This window comes from Methylobacterium durans, assembly GCF_003173715.1.
GTDB classification, from domain to species: Bacteria; Pseudomonadota; Alphaproteobacteria; order Rhizobiales; family Beijerinckiaceae; genus Methylobacterium; species Methylobacterium durans.
This window is the reverse complement of the sequence record NZ_CP029550.1, coordinates 3,017,216-3,036,138: the sequence shown is the minus strand read 5'-3', so window position 1 is coordinate 3,036,138 and position 18,923 is coordinate 3,017,216. Positions and strand designations below refer to the sequence as shown.

Here is an 18,923-nt window from a genome sequence, read left to right as displayed (position 1 = left end):
AGGATGAAGACCATGGCCCGACACCGATCCCACAGCGTCGCGTTCAAGCGTCAGGTCGCACAGGAGTTCCTGTCCGGCGAGACACTGCATGGCTTGGCCAAGCGCCATGACCTCTCGCGCAACCTCGTGCGCGTCTGGGTGCAGAAGTACGAGGCTGGCGCGCTCGACGACGATGCGGCAGCCGCCGACACGATCCAGGTCTACGAGGCACGCATCGCGGCACGCGAACGGCTTGTCGGCCGACAGGCGCTTGAGCTGGAGTTTCTAAAGGGGGCATCACGAAGCGCGCCGCCGCCGAGAAGCGGGCCTACGTCCGTGATCACCGGCCCGATGGCCTCTCCGTCGCGGCGGGATGCCGGCTGATGGGCCTCGCGCGCTCCAATGCGCGAGCATGACCTGCAACCGCGCGTCCAGCGCCGCTACATCACCACCACCGACAGCGATCACGGCGGCCCGATTTTCCCGAACCTTGCCAAGGACATCGTACCGGGCGGCCCCAATCAACTTTGGGTCGCGGACCTGACCTACGTCGCGGTAGCAGGCGGCTTCGTCTACGTCGCGATCATCCTGGATGCCTGGTCACGGCGGGTAGTGGGCTACGCGCTCAGCCGTTCCATCGACGCCCGCCTGACCATTGCGGCCCTGCGCGCGGCGATTGAGCGTCGTCGCCCACAGGCAGGACTGACCCACCACACAGACCGCGGCAGTCAGTACGCGGCGGAGGCGTATCGGAAGGTGTTGGCCGAGCACGGACTTGTCGGATCGATGGGGCGACGCGGCAATCCCTATGATAACGCCAAGGCTGAGAGCTTCATGAAGACGCTCAAGGTCGAAGGCGTATACCCCATGGCGTTCGAGACCTTCGCCGATGTTGCGGCCGAGCTGCCACGCTTCATCGAGGAGGTCTACAATGCGCGCCGCCTACACTCTGCACTCGGTTACCTGAGCCCCATGCAGTTCGAGGAGCAACACGCCCAGCACATGGTCAAAACCGCAGCCTGACCGCGCCCACCAGCAGGGTCCCACTCCAATCCCGGGTTCCCGTTTGGAAGCCGATTGACAGATGCCGCCCGGCGCGTGTGACCGGCAGGTTAGGGGAGCCGACCCTGTCGTCTGGCATCACTCGGAGCTCACGCAGGTCTCTGTCCCCTGCACCTCGGTTCTAACTAGACCTCGGTCATAGGCGCACAGTGCGTCCGGTCGGCGCGGCGGGAGCGGAACTGGAGGGGGCTGATCGCCAGAGTTTAGGCCACGATCCGGCTGGGCACCCAGCGGCAGCTCTGCCACCCTGATCGCAGGTGCGCGGTGGCGAATCTTAGACAGGCGAAGCGTGCGCCGCGCTTTCTGCGCTTGAAGCAGGGCGAGACGCTTCTGAGCTTGGACGAGGCGCTGCCGAGCATACCGGGCGTGTTTGCGCGTGCGGCTCGCCAGACGCGCGTAGCGGCGAACCTGCCGCTCCGCCCGCCTGCGCTCGGTCTTCTCTGGCTGAAGGGCAGCACTCTGGATCCGAGGCGCGGATGGAGGCTGTGTGGACTTTGTCTTCTCAGCCTGCTGTGTTTCGGCCTCAGCCACACGCAGAGCCTGCAGGTAGCGCGGTTCAGCGCGGGCGATCTCGAGTGGCGCTGGTGGCGCACCGCAGCCGGTGCAGATTGAGGCTGAGATGCGCCTCCAGTTCGTCCCATCGCGATCCGTGATCCGCTTGTAGCGCTCCGCAGAACTCTGCAGCGCTCCGCCACGTGTTTGCTCACTGGCCCCTGCGGTGACCAACGAGGCGGCTTGAGCTGCATCGGCCACGATCAGGGCAGCGGCCATCGCAACATGGATCAGACGACGCATGGACCCTCCTGCCCCAAAACCTCTCCGATGCGCACGGTTCGGCCGTGTGCTTGCGAGCAGGTGCGGGCCGGCGATACGGCCCAGGTCGGCAAAGGGTTCCGAGAAAACTGCTGTGCTCTGGCATGGCCGGACAGCACCAATGCGGGGGCCACGCTTCGCATCACACGGGATGAGCTAGCCGCGGCTGGCCAAGCTAAACTCGACCGGGTCGGAAGCGCGCCTGAAGCGCCTCCGAGTAGCCGCCGGGGGTGACGTAGCCGCCCTGTCACGGGTGTACCGTCGCCCTGCCGCTGGGGCGGAGACACTCAAGCTTCTGGAGGAGGGCTCCGGACGGATAGGCGGGGAGCGGACCGTCAGAGATCACGCAACCGTTCCCGGTCTCCATCTCTTCGCGAATCCACCGAGCCTTCACCGACATGATCCGCGCGAGGCTGACCTGCGCCTCGGCGAGGGTTCGGGCGGCGTCGGCAATCTCGGGGTCGCTGGCGTGCTCACTCGCGATCCGATTGAACAGGCGCGCGACCTCTGCGTCCGCGGTAGCATCGAGACGAGCCGCCGTCGGGCCGTGGCTTCGAGCGTTCTGGGACGCCCGCTGCTTGCCGGCCGCGGTGCGCGGGCCGTTGCTGGCCTGGGCGTTTTGGCGGTTTGCAGTCTTGACGCGCTCGGAGGTCATCTCAGCTGCTCAGCTGCGAGACGGACCGCGCGTCCGCGCTGTGCGGCTTGACGTCGATGATGTCATTGCTTGCCGCCCGCAGGCTCTGGCCGAGGCTCGCTCGTCTGCGCTCGATCCCGCGCAGGAGCGTGTCGCGACGGTTGTCAGCGTTCATCACCATGCGATCGACGCGCTCGAGGTCGGGCAGCCTGAGCTCGAAGGCCTTTGCAATCACGTCAGCCGTGGTGAGTCCCCTCCCCTGCAGCAAGGTCTCGACCGTAGCCGCCTCGGCCGCTTTGCCGTTGAGCCAACTGAGGGCGAGGTCACAGGCCTTCCGCTCGATCTCGGAGATGCCCTGGAAGGCGCTCTTGTCCTGCGCCTCCAGCACCGGCTTGATCAGCGCCTCAGCCGCCTGCAACCTCGCCTGATCAACGATTCTCTGGCGCCACAGGCGCAGGCGCTTGGCCTCCCAGACCAGACCGACGAGATCCTTGACCCATAAGGCCTCGACGACATCGCGGGGTTTCACCTGCTGGACGATGCTCGCGAGGACGGCCTCGTACTGCGATGGGTCCTCGCCGGGCAGCAGCGGGCAGTCCTCGAACAGGAAGGCGAGATGGATCGGAAGCGCCAGGAGAAGCTCGCCCGACATAGAGGCAGGCAGCGCAGCTGGCGAGGTCGTCGGCGAAGGGATGGCGTGCGGGGTCAAAGGAGTCTCGGTGGTTCGCGGTTTGTTCGAGTCGGGCCATTCTGAGGTCGATTCGATTGGTTTCGCTAGGGGTGGTCTGCAAACCAGCCCGTGATTCACACCTTGACCAGATTGATCCCACAATTTCGAAAACTTGACCGTGTTGCTCAGGGGCTGAGTTTCTCTTGGCACTACGGTACCGTTGAGCTTGCGCTTCAGCGGGCTTGTTCTCGAGCCGGGCAAGGGACGTTCGGGCGCCGCCGCGCCGATGTGGCGGAGCTTCTGCCGCTTGGCTTGGGCGGCGCGTGCGTGATCGTCCCGGGTCTTCTCGCGGCCGCAGGCCTCGTGGGCCGGCCCCATGTTGTCGAGCTCGTCCGCGCCGCCGAGCTCGAGCGCGCGGATGTGCTCGATGATCCAGCGATCGCGCGCGCCGTCGATGCGGTCGCCGCACACCACGCACTTGCCGTTGGTGCGCTCCCAGGCTTGGAGCCGGCGGCGCGGGGAGAGGCAGCTGCGCCGGGTCGTGCTGATATCCTCAGGGGTGATGAGGGGCATGGTGCTTGTCCGTGGGGGTGAGCGGCCAGAGAGGGCTTTGAGGGCGCGGTGGGAGAGGTCCTCCCAGTCGCAGAGGAGTTGCTCGTAGCGCTCGACCAGGGCTCGGAGCTCGGCGTCCTGCTCCTCGGTCACGAGCTTGGCGCGCAGACCTAAGGAGGCAACCGTTGGGCGTGCGGGATCGATCGCGCGCGAGCGCTGTCTCTTCCTGGGCATGGTGCCTCGCTGAATGTGAGTGAGAGGTGGTAAAGCAGCGCTGCCGGCAGCTCGGCCGGTCGCAGTCAACAGGCCCGGGCTCAATCCGACTTAGAGGCCGAGGGCTGGGACGCAGAGATGGGTGAGGCGCTCGATACCGTGACGCGTGGGATGGACTCGGATAGGGCGTGTTGCTTGGGAGTAGGCATCAGTGGCGGCTGCGGGCGGCGACCTGGTGCCAAATACCCCTCCCCTGCGGGTGAGCTCACCTGGTCCGGGTTGATGTGCGAATTTGCTCGCCGAGCGCGTTCGACGGCTCGCTGTGCCTGATGGGCTGCGAACGCGCGAGCTGCTTTCGCGACCTGCCAGGTTCCTTTGAGAGCGGCGGAGAGACAGATGTTCCAGGGCTCTCCTGTAACGGCGCGTCGAGCTGTTGCTGAAACGATCGCAGCCGACATGATGGCTCGTCGATTGTAGGCACCAGCCACAAACAGGGGATGGTCGCGAGCGAGTGTTTGAGCGCGAGCGGCTGCGAGTTTAGCAAAGCCATTCGCGGCAAGCATGGCTCGGCGTTCGGAGCGAGAAATCTGGGCGCGATCGGCGCGAAGGCTTTGAAGGGCAGACGACCAAGAGATAGAGCGGCGATAGGACATTGACGGCACCTCATTTCGATGCCTCAGGTATCATTATCCCGTCGTACGTTCAATACTTAAGGGATCATTTAATGCCTCAGGCATCGAAAAGAGTCTGAAATGCTCACAAGCGAAATCATACGCGCAGCTCGTGCTTTGGTTAGGTGGGAGCAGAAGGAGCTTGCCGAAGCCTCAGGTGTGTCCCTGCCAACCATCAAGCGGCTGGAGGCGAAGCCGGGTGATCTTGGTGCGCACGGACCAACCATTGCAGCTCTGCGGCTTGCACTTGAACGTGCCGGCATCGAATTCATCCCCGAGAACGGGGGAGGAGCTGGTGTCCGCTTTCGAGAGAAGCACTCGCACCCTTCAGAGTTACAAAAATAAGCAACGAGTAAGCGGCTCGTGCAGCTTAACAGTGTCGAACGACCGCACACCGTGTACGGGTGACCTAACCGAGCGGTTTGATCCGCACTTATTGAGAGCGAGGCAGCAGAGCGGACAGAAACTCGGCGTGTGCTCAGTGAAAATCTCATCTTGCGACCTGTTGCAAGGCACACAAAATGCTTCAGAGAACGCTCAATATGAAATATTATTTCATTATGGCTATCAAGAAGAGGCGGATTACCTAACCGTCCTTGGCACCAGCCGCGAGATCTGCGCGGCGCCGACCCGGCTTCAGCTGAGAAGCCACCCCTGCTCGACCACCGAGAGGAGGTGCTGTTGCGCCTCACCGCTCTGCACGAAGATCGCAGCGACGTCTGCTCGAGAGGCCCCGTGGGCGAATGCCGCTGTCCAATATGTAAGGCCGTCGGCATCCGCGGTTCGACCGAAGGCCCCCTCATACAGCATGTTGAGGAAGGTAGCGTCGGAAGGTGCGACGAAGCGATCGTGGAATTCGGCCGATTCCACGAAGGCATGCGCGACCTGCGCGCGGGTCAGCGTGTGGCCGTCTATCGCCGCCGTCCAACTCGCTAGGCCTGAGACGTCGCCCGCGCGTCCGAGCACCCCCTGGTAGAGGCCGGAAACGTAATCCGTGCTGGACGCGGTCGCGTAAGCCCCCTGGAATTCGAGTGAGTCCGTGAAGCTTTCGGCAATGGTCGTTCGTCCGGCACCGTGATCGAGGGCGCCCGTCCAAGCCTGCAATCCTGCCGTATCCGCGGCCCGCCCGAGAACAGAGTGGTAGAGCATCTCTACGAACTGGCGGTCGCTGAAGCCGGTCGCGGCGACCTCGTACTCGGCGCTGGCGATGAAGGCGCCGGCGACATTCGACATCTTCGCACCCGCATCGACCGCGCCGACCCATGCCTGTAGGCCCAGAGCGTCCGGCACGCGGGCGAGAACGGCGTGATACAGGCGCGCTACGTCCGCGGTTGCCTTGTCGGGAACGAAGATGCCCGCCTCAAAGATGGGGCCGAGGCGGGTCAGGTGCTCGTCCGAGAGCGCGAAACCGATCGCTACCTGCGCCGGGGTGGCATCAGAGGCGAGAGAGGCGGTCCAGGCGGCAAGACCGGAGGGGTCGGCACTTCGGTGCAGCACGGAGACGTAGAGACTCTGGATGAAGCTGCCGTGATCCGTCGCATCGAAGCGTGCCTGCCCCTCTGCGCTGGCGAGAAGCTCGGCAGCGAACGACGTAAGCGAGGTGCCGTGCTCCAGCCTGTGGGCCCACCCCTCGATCTCGAGGAGCCCCGGGATGCGCCCAAGCAGGCCACTGAACAGGACGTAGACCTGGGCGCCCACGTCCTGTGCGCTGTGCACCGTCTCACCGAACAGGCTCTTTCCAGGCGCCTCTTGCACGGGCGTGCCACGCACCGCGGTCGCGCCGTAGAGGCCGGGATCTCGCTCGTCCGGAGCGGAGGGCGTGTCCTGCGCTACGGCGACCGCGTCCGATGCATTGGAGAACGCACGGATGTAATCGATGTGCATCGATAACGGCACTCCAGCCGCGTCCGCGTCATTGTCGGGAACACCCTGCGTCGCAAGGTCCGCCAAGATGTACATCGGACCGTGCATGTCCGAGGGCGTCGCGCGCGAGCCCATGTAGATGCCATCGAAATAGAAATCGATAGTGTCGGCGTTCCAGTTCACGCCGTAGGTGTGATAGCCAGTCGTCAGCCCACCATGATAGCTGTAGAATTGGCGCTCGCCCGCGCCTCCATCATCAGTCGTATGTACGTAACCGTAGACGCCGCCCTCGTTGGCGCCATAATGCTCGACGATATCGATCTCCTGCCAGCCGGGCCGGTTGTCGGTATTTGCGGCGGGTGTGTCCGGCAGGAGCCAGAAGGCGTCCCAAGCGCCGATGCCGCCGGAGAGCTGGGCCCGCATCTCGAAATAGCCGTATGTCTGCGAGAAGTTGCCCTGCGTCGTGATGAGGCCGGATTCCCAGCTGCCCGGATGACCCGACGCGGTCCGGTCCGGAACGGCCGTGATGGCGAGGGCGCCGTTCTCCACCCGGAAGGGGTCATAGCCCGAGGACGGATCTACGAAGGAGGAATGGCCGAACCCGATATCGGAATTCGCGTCGTATCGCCATTCGCGCCGCGTATCGGCCCAAGTCGTGCCACGTCCATCCAGAGAAATACTGCGCCTGTTGAATTCTTCGTCGAAGGTCAGGCGGTAGCCGGTCAGGTCGAGCATGGCCGAGGATTTCGAGTTTCTCGCGGAGCAAGAACCCTTGGTCTGCAATCTTTAAGGTTTGGTTTACCTCCGGACAGGTGCCACATCTTGAGGCATCGATAAGAATTCGACCATACTGCTCTGCCGGTAGGCGAATAAGTCCCACACCTCGTGGTGCCGTACGGTCTGGTTTCCTTGCAGTGCACAATCTACAACCGTCGCGATCGGATCGATCTAACCGCCCGACGGGTGCCACCGCAGGAGTCCCGATGCCCAAAATCGTCATCAACGGGCGCTTCGGCACCCGCGCCCTGACGGGCGTTGATCGGGTGGCGCAGGAACTCAGCGTCGCTCTCGACCGGTTAGTGATCGAGGGTGCCCTGCCCGGCCTCGACATCGAGGTGGTGGCACCGCCGGGCAATTTGCGGCACCTCGGTCTCTCGGCCATTCCCGTGCGCCAGACTGGGCGGCTCACGGGACATGCCTGGGAGCAGCTCGAGCTGCCCCGCGCCTGCCGCGGCGCATGGTTGCTCAATCTCTGCAACACGGCGCCCCTCACCGTGCGGGACGCGCTCGTGATGCTGCACGACGCCCAGATCTATCAGACCCCGGATTCTTATTCCCGCGCCTTCCGGGCGGCCTATCGCGTCCTGTTGCCCGCCGCCGCGCGGCGATGCCGTGCAGTGACCACTGTCTCCGATTTTTCGAGAAGGGAGTTGGAGAGATTCAGCGTGGTGCCACAGGGCAAGGCCGTCGTGGTACCGAACGGCGGTGATCACATCGACCGAATCGAAGCTGATCCGACGACGCTCGATCGGCACGGTCTGTCGCCAGACTCCTACCTTCTGGCAATTGGGAGCCTCAGCCCGCACAAGAATCTCGCCACGATTCTGGAGGCGCAGGCGCGCCAGACCGGGCCGCTGCGGCGTCTCGTGATCGCGGGGGGCGCCAACCCGCGCATCTTCGCGGCCCACGGCCTGCCGGCCTGCCCTGCCGCACAGTTCATCGGGCGCGTCTCAGACGCGGAGTTGAAGGCGCTCTATGCGGGCGCTGCGGCGCTTCTGTTTCCGTCGCATTTCGAGGGATTTGGCCTGCCGCCGCTCGAAGCCATGCGCAGCGGAAGCCCAGTCATCGCCTCAACGGCTGCGGCGGTGCGGGAGGTCTGCGGCGAGGCAGTCGTCTACGCCGACCCCGCCCGCGCCGACGAATGGGTCACGCGCATCGAAGACATTGGCCGGGACGCAGGTTTGCGCGCACGTCTGCGTGAGGCGGGGCGGGCGCAGGCCGCACGCTTCACGTGGCGACACTCGGCCCTTGCTCTCATCGCGGCGATCGAGGCATCCGGTTACGCGCTACATTCCTGCTAAGACGCCCACTCAGGGGATTGCCGCGACGCAACGAGAATAGGCAAGCTGGCGTGATGGATTCACGTGAGGTTTGTAGCTTCGTTCACAGACCGGTTCGGAACCGGGCGGCCAATGACCTGCAGCACACGAGGCTGCTTGAAACTGGACATACTTTCCAGGGCGTGCATTGAACCGATGGTCTAAGCTATTTGCAGTGCTACGCTGAAGAGATATTTCAAATTAATCTGTCTCGATCTTCGTTTTTTGTTTTGATTAGATGCTTGTATCCCATTGCAACAGCTTGTCTTATTTATGAAATTGCTGTGGTCGCTCGATGCTGCCGAGCAAATCTCTCGCGCCACCTCCGCTTTTTTGCCGTGCAAAAAAGTTGCCCTTAAATCAAGTCTGGGATTCTTAGATAAATTTACTTGTTTTCCGCAAATTTGAGCATTTTTTGTGCATTCTGCACAGCATTAGGTCGACCCCGCTTTAAAATCGACCTTGAATGTTGCAGCGCGTCATGGGATTTTAACGAAAAGTTAAACAAGGGGGTTTTCTGAACTAGGAGACCTGTATGGCTTTGCTCCCACAGCTTGTGGCCAGCACGAAATACCGAACCACCGAAGCCGAGCAGCGGGTGTGGTTCACGTCCCAGAATCGACGGCTCGGCGCGAGCCTCAAACGCAGCTTCGACGTCACGGCCGCTCTCACGGCGCTCCTCCTCCTCCTCCCGCTCTTCATCCTCATCGCGATTCTCGTGCGGGCCTACGATGGCGGACCGGCCCTCTACCGCCACCGGCGGCTCGGGCGCGGTCAGACCAGCTTCGGCTGCCTCAAGTTCCGAACCATGCGCGAGGACAGCCATCAAGCGTTGCAGGACTACCTGAACAGGAACCCGACGGCACTCGCAGAGTGGGAGCAGACGCAGAAGCTGCGGAACGATCCGCGAATCACGCCGGTCGGCGCGATCCTGCGCAAAACGAGCCTCGACGAGCTGCCGCAGCTCTTCAACATCCTGCGCGGTGAGATGAGCGTGGTGGGCCCGCGGCCGATCGTGGAGGCCGAAGTTGAGAAGTACGGCCCCGACGCCGCCGCCTACTTCGCCGTGCGCCCCGGCCTCACCGGTGCTTGGCAGGTGAGCGGGCGATCCGACACGTCCTATGCCGAGCGCGTATGCCTCGACCGGACCTACGTCGAGTCTCAGTCTTTCGGGAAAGACATGGTCATCATCCTGCGGACGATCCCGGCCGTGTTCTTCACGCGGGGCTCGTACTGACGGGCCGCATCTGGCCAGATACTGAGATGCGCTCAGGACGCCTCCGAGCAGGCGGTTCGCAGCGCTTTAAATCCGGCCACTCCCGCAGCCCTCATTCGCGAACGGGCCTGCGACGCATCGTCCCTGCGCCGTCAGCGACATGCCGGCACTCACGCGTCAAATTCTCAGAGGTCATATTATGAGAGTCGCGATCGTCCATTACTGGCTCGTCGGCATGCGCGGCGGCGAGAAGGTCGTCGAGGCGCTGGCGCGGATGTACCCGGACGCGGACATCTTCACCCACGTCGTCGTTCCGGAGGCGATGTCGGACGGGATCCGCTCGCACCGCATCCGGACCTCCTTCATCGCGAAGCTGCCGCGGGCGAGCCGGCTGTACAAGTCCTACCTGCCCCTGATGCCGCTGGCGCTGGAGCAGCTCGACCTGCGCGGCTACGATCTCATCCTTTCGAGCGAGTCCGGACCCGCCAAGGGCATCGTCCCGCCGGAGGGCGCGGTGCATGTCTGCTACTGCCACTCGCCCATGCGGTACATCTGGAACATGTACCACGATTACCGGGGCTCGGCCGGACGGCTGGCCCGGTTCGCGATGCCGCTCGTTACCCACTACCTGCGGACGTGGGACGAGAGCTCCGCCGCGCGGGTCGATCATTTCGTCGCCAATTCGAGCACCGTCGCCTCGCGGATCCGCCGCTACTACCGGCGCGAGGCCAGCATCATCCACCCGCCCGTCGCGGTGGAAGATTTTGCGCCCGTCCCGGAAGCGGAGCGCGGCGACTACCACCTGATGGTGGGCGAACTCGTCCGCTACAAGCGGCCGGACATAGCGGTCGCGGCCTTCAACGCCATGCGCCGCCCGCTCGTGGTCATCGGTGGCGGGGAGATGCTGGGCGAGCTCAAGGCCCTGGCCGGCCCGACTGTGCGCGTGCTCGGCTCGCAGCCTTTCGACCAGCTCCAACACCATTACGCGCGCTGCCGCGGCCTGATCTTCCCGGGTGAGGAAGATTTCGGGATCGTGCCGGTCGAGGCGATGGCGAGTGGCCGCCCGGTCGTTGCCTACGGCCGCGGCGGAGCCACGGAGACGGTGGTCGATGGTCGTACCGGCGTTTTCTTCGAGACGCAGAGCGTCGAGGCGCTGATCGACGCCGTCGATCGGCTCGACCGGCTCGCTCTCGACCCGGCCGCCATCGTCGCGCACGCCCAGCGCTTCAACGGGACCCGATTCGAGGAGCAGATGTCGGCGGCGATCGCGATGGCTTGCGCCGGCGCCGGTATATCCCTGGGCGCCGAAGCGGCACGTGGGTCGGGGGGGCCCCTATTCCCTTAGCTCTGCGTCGGCGACAGGCTTTCGCCTAGTACTACTGTGTCACAAGATTGCGGTGTATGAGTGGTGATCCGACCTCGTGCGGGAGCGCGACATGGATCCCTGGAACACCCCGCTGGCCGACCCGCCGCGCTTTGCGGCCTATGTCGACACGCTCTCGGACGCCCTTGGCCATGCGGATCGGGTGGCGCCGCTGAAGGCTTACTGCACCGGTCTCCTCCTGCCGGGCGCGCGCAAGAGCATCGAGCCCATGGCAGCGCGGATCGCGCCAGCGCGTGTTCAGGCCACCCATCAGTCCCTGCACCACTTTGTGGCCAAGGGCGAATGGTCAGACACTGCTTTGCTGGCCCGGGTCCGTGCCGCTGTTCTGCCGATGATCGAGAGCCAAGGCCCAATCCAAGCCTGGATCGTCGATGACACGAGCTTCCCCAAGAAGGGCCGACACTCGGTCGGGGTGGGGCGGCAGTATTGCGGACAGGTCGGCAAGCAGGACAATTGCCAAGTGGCCGTGACGCTCTCGCTGGCTAATGCCCAGGCCAGCCTGCCGGTCGCCTATCGCCTCTACCTGCCGGAAGCCTGGGCCCTGGATCCCGAGCGGCGCAGGAAGGCTGGCGTGCCCGCGGCGATCCGCTTCCAGACCAAGCCGCAGATCGCGCTGGATCAGATCCGTGCCGCTCACGCCGACAAGCTGCCGCCCGGTCTCGTGCTGGCGGATGCCGGATACGGGATCGACACAGCCTTCCGCACGGCCCTGACGGAGTTGGGCTTGCCCTACAGTCTCGGCATTCAGTCTTCGACCAGCCTGTGGTCACCCGGAACGACACCGCTGCCACCCAAACCCTGGAGCGGGCGCGGCCGGCCGCCGACCCGGGTGCGGCGCAGCCCCGATCACAAGCCGCTCTCGGCTGAGAAGCTGGCCCGGTCTCTGCCAGAGGAAGCTTGGCAGTGTGTCACATGGCGTGCCGGCACGAACGGGCTGTTGGTGTCGCGCTTTGCGGCAGAGCGGGTGCGTCCGGCTCATCGCGATGAGCTGCGACACGAGCCCCGTCCCGAGGAATGGGTCCTGATCGAGTGGCCGCAGGGCGAGGCCGCGCCCACCAAGTACTGGCTCTCGAGCCTGCCACCCGAGACGCCCCTGACCGAGCTCGTCAGCCAGACCAAACTGCGCTGGCGCATTGAGCGGGACTATCAAGAGCTGAAGCAGGAGATCGGATTGGGTCACTACGAGGGCCGGGGCTGGCGCGGCTTCCATCATCACGCCAGCTTGTGCATCGCTGCTTACGGGTTTCTGGTCTCTGAGCGGGGCCGGATTCCCCCCTCGGCATCCGAGTTCGTCAGGCTCCAAACACCTGTCCTACCCGCCGATTACAGACCCCGCGGCGCCCCCGATCCGGCCCGAGCGTCACGTGCCTGACTCCATTACGACCTTGCGCCTGGGACTGACGCGCGCCCTGTTGCAATCGCTTCAGCGATGTCCCTGCTGCTATTCTCCGTTTGTGACACAGTAGTACTAGGAGCCCGTCCGAGTAAGTGTCTCGACGACGAGGCCGCGGGATGATTCACTCGGCTCATGGCCAAGGTGTTTCGCTCCTGGGACGTCGATCAGGGCTGGCTGCTGCCGCCCTCGCTGCACGAGTTCGTGCCACCCGGGCACAGGGCGCACTTCGTGCGCGACACGGTGCGCGAGGCGCTCGACCTCTCGGCCATTCTCGACACCTACACCGAGGAGCGCGGCTACCCGCCCTACCATCCGGGCATGATGGTGGCGCTCCTGCTCTACGGCTACAGCCGAGGCCTGTACTCCTCGCGCCAGCTCGCCCGCGCCTGCGAGGAGCGGGTCGATGTCATGGCGGTGACCGGCCTGAACCGGCCCGACTTCCGAACCATCGCCGAGTTCCGCAAGCGCCACCTCGTGGCCCTGTCGGACCTGTTCGTGCAGGTGCTGCGCCTGTGTCGGGCGGCCGGTCTCGTCGAGTTCGCTCACGTGGCGGTGGATGGCACCAAGCTGAAGGCAAACGCCTCACGCCACAAAGCGATGAGCTACGGGCGGATGAAGACGGCCGAGCCGGCCCTGGCGGCCGAGGTGGACGCTTGGCTGGAGCGAGCGCGCGAGGCTGACGCGGCGGAGGATCAGGCTCATGGTGCCGGCCGTCGGGGCGACGAAACGCCGGACTGGATGGCCGACAAGCAGCGACGGCTGGAAGCCATCCGCGCCGCCAAGGCCGCGCTGGAAGCGGAGGCCGCAGATCCGCCCGATCCGGAGGACGAGAACGGGCCGGGTGCCTCGTCGGGCATGCGCTGGCAGGGTCGGCCACTGCGCGGTGACGACGGCAGTCCGCCCGACCGGGCGCAGCGCAACTTCACCGACCCGGACAGCCGGATCCTGCCCACGCGCGACGGCTTCGTGCAGGGCTACAACGGTCAGATCGCGGTCGACGCCGCGCATCAGGTGATCGTCGCGCACCGCCTCGTGACCAACTCGGCCGACTACCGCGCCCTCGTGCCGCTTGTAGACGGGGTCCGCGCTCATCTCAGGCGCAAGCCGCGGGAGGTCTCGGGCGATGCCGGGTTTGCCAACGAGGCGAACCTCGTCGCGCTCAGGGAGCGGGGCATTACGGGCTACCTCGCTCCGGGCCGGGCGCGACACGGCGAGGCGGATGCGGCCGGCCGCCGGAGGCTGACCAAGATGCCGTTGATGAGCGCGATGGCCGCCCGCCTAAAACGGGCTGGCCGCCGCAGTCGCTATCGCCTCAGGAAGCAGGTGGTTGAGCCGGTGTTCGGGCAGATCAAGCAGGCCCGAGGCTTCCGACCGTTCCTGATGAGAGGGCTTGAGCAGGTCCGGGGCGAGTGGGCGATGATCTGCACGGCCCATAACCTCCTGAAGCTGGCACAGGCCGACCGTTGAGCCCGCTGTCCGCCCTCATCGGCTCCGGTCTCGCCCCCTCTCCCCCGGCTTCAAACCCCGTTACTCGGACAGGCTCCTAGATGTTCGGTCCCGGGATTTGGTGGTGCGGGTTCTGGGTGAACCTAGAGGGCTCCTCCGTCCAGGCATTGCAGATAGCTTCGTAGGGCGTGAGGCCGCGTAGGGTCTTGAGGCGGCGGGCGAAGTTGTAGGCGGCCACGAAGTCGGCGAGGTGTTGCCGAAGCTGACTGCCGCTGTCGTCGTGGCGCTCCCGTGCTGAACCTGGCCCATAGCGCGTCCTTCCACACTCGTGAGAAAACTGCACCATCAAACCCTGGGATCAAACATCTAGATCCGAAGGCGAACACGCCTTCTCGCCTGTAGCACTTGCCGACCGGCTGCGCCGCGCCACCCGAAGGTTCCTGCAGTGCAGCCCGGGCACTTTGCCCCGCTCTGACTCCTATACAATCCGCGGCGATCGCTGTCTCTGCGCTCCAGACCCGCGTCAGCGAAGTGCCAGAATGGACGCTAGGCCGCGGCGCTCCGCCCAGTCGTAGAAGAGATAGGGCAACCCCAGTCCCGCGATCGTCGCGGCGAGCAGGATCGGCAGCGGATTGTGAACGCCTAGAATCAGAGTGAAGGCAATGCGGGTGCCGGCAACGATCAGGACGTGCGTGACGAAGATCGGCATCGAGCGGCGGCCGAGTTCGGCCAGGACATCTTGAAAGGGTAGCCGCGCCGCCTGAGAAATGCTGAGCACCAGGAGCGTTCCAAGGGTAGCGGCCGGCAGATCCCAAACAGAGAGATAGCCGCCCCCCCAGTACGTGACGGCGTAGGCCGCCGCGGCCCAGGCGACGACGAGCCCGGCGAAGCGAGTTCCGCTGATCCACCGCGTGACGAGACCACTCCTTAGGGCGGAGGCAAGGGCGGCTGCAGCCGCGTAAAAAATCCAATAGCGGGCCGAGAAATCCAGGGCCTTAGGCAGTTCGACGAACTCAGGGATGATGCGCACTGCGAGGGCGAGCCACACCATGAGGCTGAGCGAGGCGTAGCGCCCGAATATCATGGCCGCGATCTGGAACAAGGCAAGAGAGTAAAGGAACCAGAACTGCGACGGCGGCTCCCAGAGCACCCGTAGGAATAGGGACGGATCCGGCGGGACCGGCGTGTTCACGAAGCGGGCCATCGTCATGATGGCAGCCGTCTGGAGCAGGCCCCAAAAGAAGTACGGATAGGCAATCCGCGTCAGCATGCCACCGACCAGCTCGCGCGTGGGTCGGGCGAGCCGTCCTGGCATAAACATGCCACTGAGCACGAAGAACAGCGGCATGTGAAACGTATAGATGAACAGGAACACCCGCGCGAGCAGGCCCGACCGATCGACCTGACCACTGGTCATCATCCCGCCGATAGAGTGACCGAGGACGACTAGAATGATGCCGATGCCGCGAGCAATGTCGGGCCACGCAAGTCGGTCCGACCCCGCGAGAGACTGCGTGCTCTCGTCTACTCGCGCGGTGCTGCGGCCCTCTGGGTCGAGAGGAGGCGGCCGGTCGACTAGGTCGGGCCTACCGAACGACGATGAGTAATCAGTCAATGCAACCGAGCTCCAGAAATAATATCCGCGCGATAACTTCTATAATTTGTATGATTTCTGCAATCTGTTGAATATTATCGAAATAATATTAGATCAATGATCGCGTATTACACATTTCATTTGCTGCGGAAATAGAGTTGTGATCGTTAGCTAACCTTATCATGGCGCCACTATCACGGTTCTCTACTGTTCGCATAAGCGTCGAGACTGGTGGTAACGTCACGGAATAGTGCGGACGTTGTCGAATTCGCGAAGCCCGGCAAGCTTCGGCCCCTGCTTCTGGACGGCGGCTCTCAGGCACAGGAGGTTCCCCCCGTTGGCGCCCGCCCCCGAGAATCGATGATGCCAAGAGATTCCATCCTGGCCCGGTTGGGAACGAGCGTCAGCGCCTGCGTTCCCGGATCAGCGCAAGCGAGGCCCCCGAGCGCGCAGAACTGAAGGCCAAGATCGATCGACCCACCCGATAGCGCGGCCGCGACGAGCAGAGCTATGCAGCCCGATGCGGCTGCTTCGCGCAAGGGTGCGATGCGAGGGTCGATCTGTCCGGAGCCTGCTCGACGCAGCATCGCGGCAAAAAAGGCCGTAAACGCAATCAAGCCCACAAGGCCGACATTTCCGAGGGCGGATGTGAGGAAGCTTGACGACTTCACGCTGCCGAGCCCTGTTCCGAGGCCGTAGGTGTCGATGAAGTTGACGATAGCCTGCTGGTTCCAGCGCGCGCGCTCGACGCCCGAGGCTGAGGCGAGTTTGTTGAACAGAAACGAATCAAGAACCTCCGATACCGTCCGCCACGCAGCGTCGCTGAATTGCAGCAGGATGAAGAGAAAAACAGCGGCGAGCGGTGCCACGAATACGAAGCGCGACATGTTCAAGGTCGCACTTCCCTGTCCCATCCGGAGCAAACATCCAACATAAACCAGGGTGAGATAGATGATTGTGCCGGCATACGCCGTGCTTGAGGTTGAGAGCATCAGGCTGACAAGCAAGGACGTCGCGAGGAGCCCCGACAGTCGGCTACGGTGATGACGCAGCCACAAGCTGAAGCTAAACCCGAAAAGGCCGAGGGTGGTGGAGGCATAGGCAGACGCCTCGGGGAAGGATCCGACGAGGCGCTTGAGGCCCATCACCTGACCCTCGTCGAGCATTCGGTAGCTCGCGTTTCGCAGCGGTTGCATAAGTTCAGTCGTGTTGGTCAAGGCCGTGAGCTGGTCGAGAGCGGCAAAGATGAGGTTCGCGCCGCAGCAGAACAGCACCGCGTTGGCGACGGCGTTGGCCCGCCGCGCCCCGCGGGCATAGGCGGCGACCACGAGGAAGCAGACGACGTTACCGGCAAAATAAACTGGTTGCGTGATGTTGCCCGAGTTCGGCGCGAGCGGCAGCAGCGGCGTATCCGTGCCGCCGCCCTCGCGGCTGTTGCCGAAGGCGTAGGTCATGCCCTCGAACAGGCGCGGCAGGAAGGCTGCCGAGATTAGGGCGTAGATCAGCAGCACCACGAGCCAGAAGCCGGGATTGGGCGGGCGCGCTGCCTCGATCATGCCGCGGAATGTCGTCGCGTAGCGCAGCATGCCCACGAGAAAGAACAGAAGCAGCAAGTGGGCAGGCTGGATGCTTGCGCCGCCAAGGCTCGTAAGCACGATCGCCGCGGCGGACTGGAGCAGCGCCGCTACGAGCAGTGCGTAAACCGAGAAGGCTGGTCCCGCGAGGAGGCAGACAAATCCTGCCAAGAGTACGGCGAGACCGATCGGTTCGAGGCTCATGAAGCAGCTCCGCGGGCGGAGTGGCGCGACAGGAGAGCGAGGGCACGGTCGAAGGGGGTCACCACGAGGTTCGGGAGCCGTTGCAGAAGGTCGCGCAGGCGCTTGATGTCGTCCGCCGGCATCGCGTTGAGCAGCCGCACGGCGACGCAGTAGGTCACGATTCCCGCCGGGATCGCCCCCAAAAGGCTGACGGGTCCGGGGATCCAGTGGGTCACGGCCGCGGCGCTCGCGCCGCAGATCGTCGCCGCGATCAGGATCCGCAGCATATCCCCGATCGGCGCCCGATAGCCGAGGCGGCTCCGAATGAGCCACAGGCTAGCGCCGACGAGGAAGAGCTGCACCGCGACCCGCACGAGGGCGGCTCCCATAATGCCGTAGGAGGGAACGACGACCGCGCAGCCGGCAACAAGAAGGACGGCACCAGCGAGCGTGCTCGCGAAGCCGAGATCGCTGCGGTCACAGCCCAGCGTGAGCTGATTGCCGACGTAGATGACACCGCTCGCCGAGCTGAGTGCGAGGATCATCGAGGCGGTGATCGCGCCGTCGAACTGGGCGCCGTAGACGAGCGGGATTACCGAGGGCAGGATCGCCGCGAGCCCGCAGCAAGCGGGGAGAACCAGGAACGACATGACCCGCGTGCCGGAGGCGTAGAGCCGCTGGATGCTGTCGCGGTCGCCCCGTCCGTAGCTCGCGGAAAAATGTGGAAGGAACCCGCTCGTCAGAAGCATAGGTCCCTGCGCCGCGATGTTGGCGAGGGTGACGCCGACAGCGAACAGGCCGACCGCCTCCGTGCCCCAGCTCCGCTCGAGGAAGAAGATCTCGATGCGTGAGTAGAGCAGCACCGTGGCGAGATTACCGGCCCAGGCAAACAGCGCGTAGCGGCGAACCCGGCGCGCGAGTTCAGGCGGCAGCGGCTTCGATCCGCGAAGATGGCGAAAGGGTTTTAGGGCGGGGAGAAGGAAGCCGGCGCAATATCCGGCGAGTGCCCCAAGCGGACCGTAGGCGAGGCTGCCCGCCGCCACGGCGGCGAGCTGGATCGCGAGACAGATCAAGGTAAGCTTGGCGACGTCCCCAAACCTCTGGAGCCCGCGCAGGTAGCCGTAATGGAACAGCGAGAGCGCCTGGAGCGCGAGGGCTGTCGCCGCGGCGAGCCAGAACAGGAGGTTCTCTCGCGGCCGGACTGCATCGAGATGCAGAAGCGGAGCGCCGGCTTGGTGCCATCGCCAGATTCCGAAGCTCGCCAGGCACGCGCAGATCAGGATGACGGCCAGGGCGAAGGTCCGGAACAGGCGGCTCGCCAGCTGTTCGACGAGCGCATCCTCGCGGCGTCCCTGCAGCTCGGGCAGGTAGCGTGAGAGCGAGGTCGCGGAGCCGAGATCCGCAATGGCGGCCCCCAGCACCACGATCCACAGAGCGAACATGACCGTGCCGAAGCCCTCGACGCCGAGGATGCGGGCGAGGATGACGCTGCTGCCGAAATTGCTGAGCGCCGTCGCGAGGCCCGCGACCACGCCGAGCAGTGAGTTCCTGGCGAAGCTTCCTGACATCGAACC

At 64.6% G+C, this 18,923-nt stretch carries 14 protein-coding genes and 1 pseudogene; 8 read left to right on the top strand and 7 right to left on the bottom strand.

The features are described from left to right. Positions 1–3 precede the first annotated feature (3 nt). Positions 4–363 (top strand): transposase, encoded by a 360-nt coding sequence (locus DK389_RS13990; protein ID WP_335645548.1) that lies wholly within the window; start codon positions 4–6, stop codon positions 361–363. Positions 364–381: 18 nt separating this feature from the next. Beyond that, positions 382–1,002, top strand: coding sequence for an IS3 family transposase (locus tag DK389_RS13985; RefSeq protein ID WP_109890427.1), 621 nt, complete (start codon positions 382–384; stop codon positions 1,000–1,002). Positions 1,003–2,101: 1,099 nt separating this feature from the next. Here DK389_RS13985 and DK389_RS13980 read toward each other — a convergent pair. Next, entirely contained in the window at positions 2,102–2,509 is a 408-nt protein-coding gene (locus DK389_RS13980; protein WP_109890425.1) for a hypothetical protein, read from the bottom strand. Position 2,510: 1 nt separating this feature from the next. Continuing rightward, positions 2,511–3,944, bottom strand: coding sequence for an HNH endonuclease (locus DK389_RS13975; protein ID WP_109890423.1), 1,434 nt, complete (start codon positions 3,942–3,944; stop codon positions 2,511–2,513). A gap of 731 nt (positions 3,945–4,675) precedes the next feature. Here DK389_RS13975 and DK389_RS35620 point away from each other — a divergent pair. Continuing rightward, complete coding sequence (locus DK389_RS35620; protein WP_109890421.1) at positions 4,676–4,939, top strand: helix-turn-helix domain-containing protein; 264 nt, start codon at positions 4,676–4,678, stop codon at positions 4,937–4,939. A 291-nt stretch (positions 4,940–5,230) separates the two neighbouring features. On the opposite strand, the gene DK389_RS13960 is transcribed toward DK389_RS35620, so the two are convergent. Then, a complete protein-coding gene (locus DK389_RS13960; RefSeq protein ID WP_109890419.1) occupies positions 5,231–7,192 on the bottom strand; it encodes a DUF4214 domain-containing protein in 1,962 nt (653 codons plus the stop codon). Between the two features lie 248 nt (positions 7,193–7,440). Here DK389_RS13960 and DK389_RS13955 point away from each other — a divergent pair, with 248 nt between their 5' ends. From DK389_RS13955 to DK389_RS13935, 5 genes are all read left to right on the top strand, one after another. Continuing rightward, positions 7,441–8,538: a glycosyltransferase family 4 protein gene (locus DK389_RS13955; RefSeq protein ID WP_109890417.1), complete on the top strand. Its 1,098-nt coding sequence runs from the start codon at positions 7,441–7,443 to the stop codon at positions 8,536–8,538. Positions 8,539–9,091: 553 nt separating this feature from the next. After that, positions 9,092–9,793 (top strand): sugar transferase, encoded by a 702-nt coding sequence (locus tag DK389_RS13950; protein WP_109890415.1) that lies wholly within the window; start codon positions 9,092–9,094, stop codon positions 9,791–9,793. A 178-nt stretch (positions 9,794–9,971) separates the two neighbouring features. Next, on the top strand, positions 9,972–11,117 hold the full coding sequence (locus DK389_RS13945; protein WP_109890413.1) for a glycosyltransferase: 1,146 nt from the start codon (positions 9,972–9,974) through the stop codon (positions 11,115–11,117). Between the two features lie 91 nt (positions 11,118–11,208). Next, the gene (locus DK389_RS13940; RefSeq protein WP_109890411.1) at positions 11,209–12,528 is read left to right on the top strand and encodes an IS701 family transposase; all 1,320 of its coding nucleotides are present in this window, start codon (positions 11,209–11,211) and stop codon (positions 12,526–12,528) included. A gap of 156 nt (positions 12,529–12,684) precedes the next feature. Then, entirely contained in the window at positions 12,685–14,019 is a 1,335-nt protein-coding gene (locus DK389_RS13935; protein ID WP_109890409.1) for an IS1182 family transposase, read from the top strand. 76 nt (positions 14,020–14,095) lie between these two features. Here DK389_RS13935 and DK389_RS13930 read toward each other — a convergent pair. From DK389_RS13930 to DK389_RS13915, 4 genes and pseudogenes are all read right to left on the bottom strand, one after another. Then, positions 14,096–14,266, bottom strand: a pseudogene (locus DK389_RS13930) (IS481 family transposase); the annotation flags it as partial. A gap of 255 nt (positions 14,267–14,521) precedes the next feature. Next, positions 14,522–15,613: an acyltransferase family protein gene (locus tag DK389_RS13925; protein WP_109890407.1), complete on the bottom strand. Its 1,092-nt coding sequence runs from the start codon at positions 15,611–15,613 to the stop codon at positions 14,522–14,524. A gap of 293 nt (positions 15,614–15,906) precedes the next feature. Further along, positions 15,907–17,370 carry a hypothetical protein gene (locus tag DK389_RS13920; RefSeq protein ID WP_109890405.1) on the bottom strand — a complete coding sequence of 488 codons (1,464 nt, stop codon included), beginning with the start codon at positions 17,368–17,370 and terminating at the stop codon, positions 15,907–15,909. Continuing rightward, positions 17,367–18,917 carry a lipopolysaccharide biosynthesis protein gene (locus DK389_RS13915; protein ID WP_162560643.1) on the bottom strand — a complete coding sequence of 517 codons (1,551 nt, stop codon included), beginning with the start codon at positions 18,915–18,917 and terminating at the stop codon, positions 17,367–17,369. The genes DK389_RS13920 and DK389_RS13915 overlap by 4 nt, the downstream gene beginning before the upstream one ends. Positions 18,918–18,923 lie beyond the last annotated feature (6 nt).

What these genes read in the sequence shown, in the direction of transcription:
- DK389_RS13920 (WP_109890405.1), bottom strand. Translation starts at nt 17,370, where the DNA reads ATGAGCCTCGAACCGATCGGTCTCGCCGTACTCTTGGCAGGATTTGTC.
- DK389_RS13985 (WP_109890427.1), top strand. Translation starts at nt 382, where the DNA reads ATGCGCGAGCATGACCTGCAACCGCGCGTCCAGCGCCGCTACATCACC.
- DK389_RS13915 (WP_162560643.1), bottom strand. Translation starts at nt 18,917, where the DNA reads ATGTCAGGAAGCTTCGCCAGGAACTCACTGCTCGGCGTGGTCGCGGGC.
- DK389_RS13980 (WP_109890425.1), bottom strand. Translation starts at nt 2,509, where the DNA reads ATGACCTCCGAGCGCGTCAAGACTGCAAACCGCCAAAACGCCCAGGCC.
- DK389_RS13950 (WP_109890415.1), top strand. Translation starts at nt 9,092, where the DNA reads ATGGCTTTGCTCCCACAGCTTGTGGCCAGCACGAAATACCGAACCACC.
- DK389_RS13955 (WP_109890417.1), top strand. Translation starts at nt 7,441, where the DNA reads ATGCCCAAAATCGTCATCAACGGGCGCTTCGGCACCCGCGCCCTGACG.
- DK389_RS13975 (WP_109890423.1), bottom strand. Translation starts at nt 3,944, where the DNA reads ATGCCCAGGAAGAGACAGCGCTCGCGCGCGATCGATCCCGCACGCCCA.
- DK389_RS13945 (WP_109890413.1), top strand. Translation starts at nt 9,972, where the DNA reads ATGAGAGTCGCGATCGTCCATTACTGGCTCGTCGGCATGCGCGGCGGC.
- DK389_RS13935 (WP_109890409.1), top strand. Translation starts at nt 12,685, where the DNA reads ATGGCCAAGGTGTTTCGCTCCTGGGACGTCGATCAGGGCTGGCTGCTG.
- DK389_RS13990 (WP_335645548.1), top strand. Translation starts at nt 4, where the DNA reads ATGAAGACCATGGCCCGACACCGATCCCACAGCGTCGCGTTCAAGCGT.
- DK389_RS13940 (WP_109890411.1), top strand. Translation starts at nt 11,209, where the DNA reads ATGGATCCCTGGAACACCCCGCTGGCCGACCCGCCGCGCTTTGCGGCC.
- DK389_RS35620 (WP_109890421.1), top strand. Translation starts at nt 4,676, where the DNA reads ATGCTCACAAGCGAAATCATACGCGCAGCTCGTGCTTTGGTTAGGTGG.
- DK389_RS13960 (WP_109890419.1), bottom strand. Translation starts at nt 7,192, where the DNA reads ATGCTCGACCTGACCGGCTACCGCCTGACCTTCGACGAAGAATTCAAC.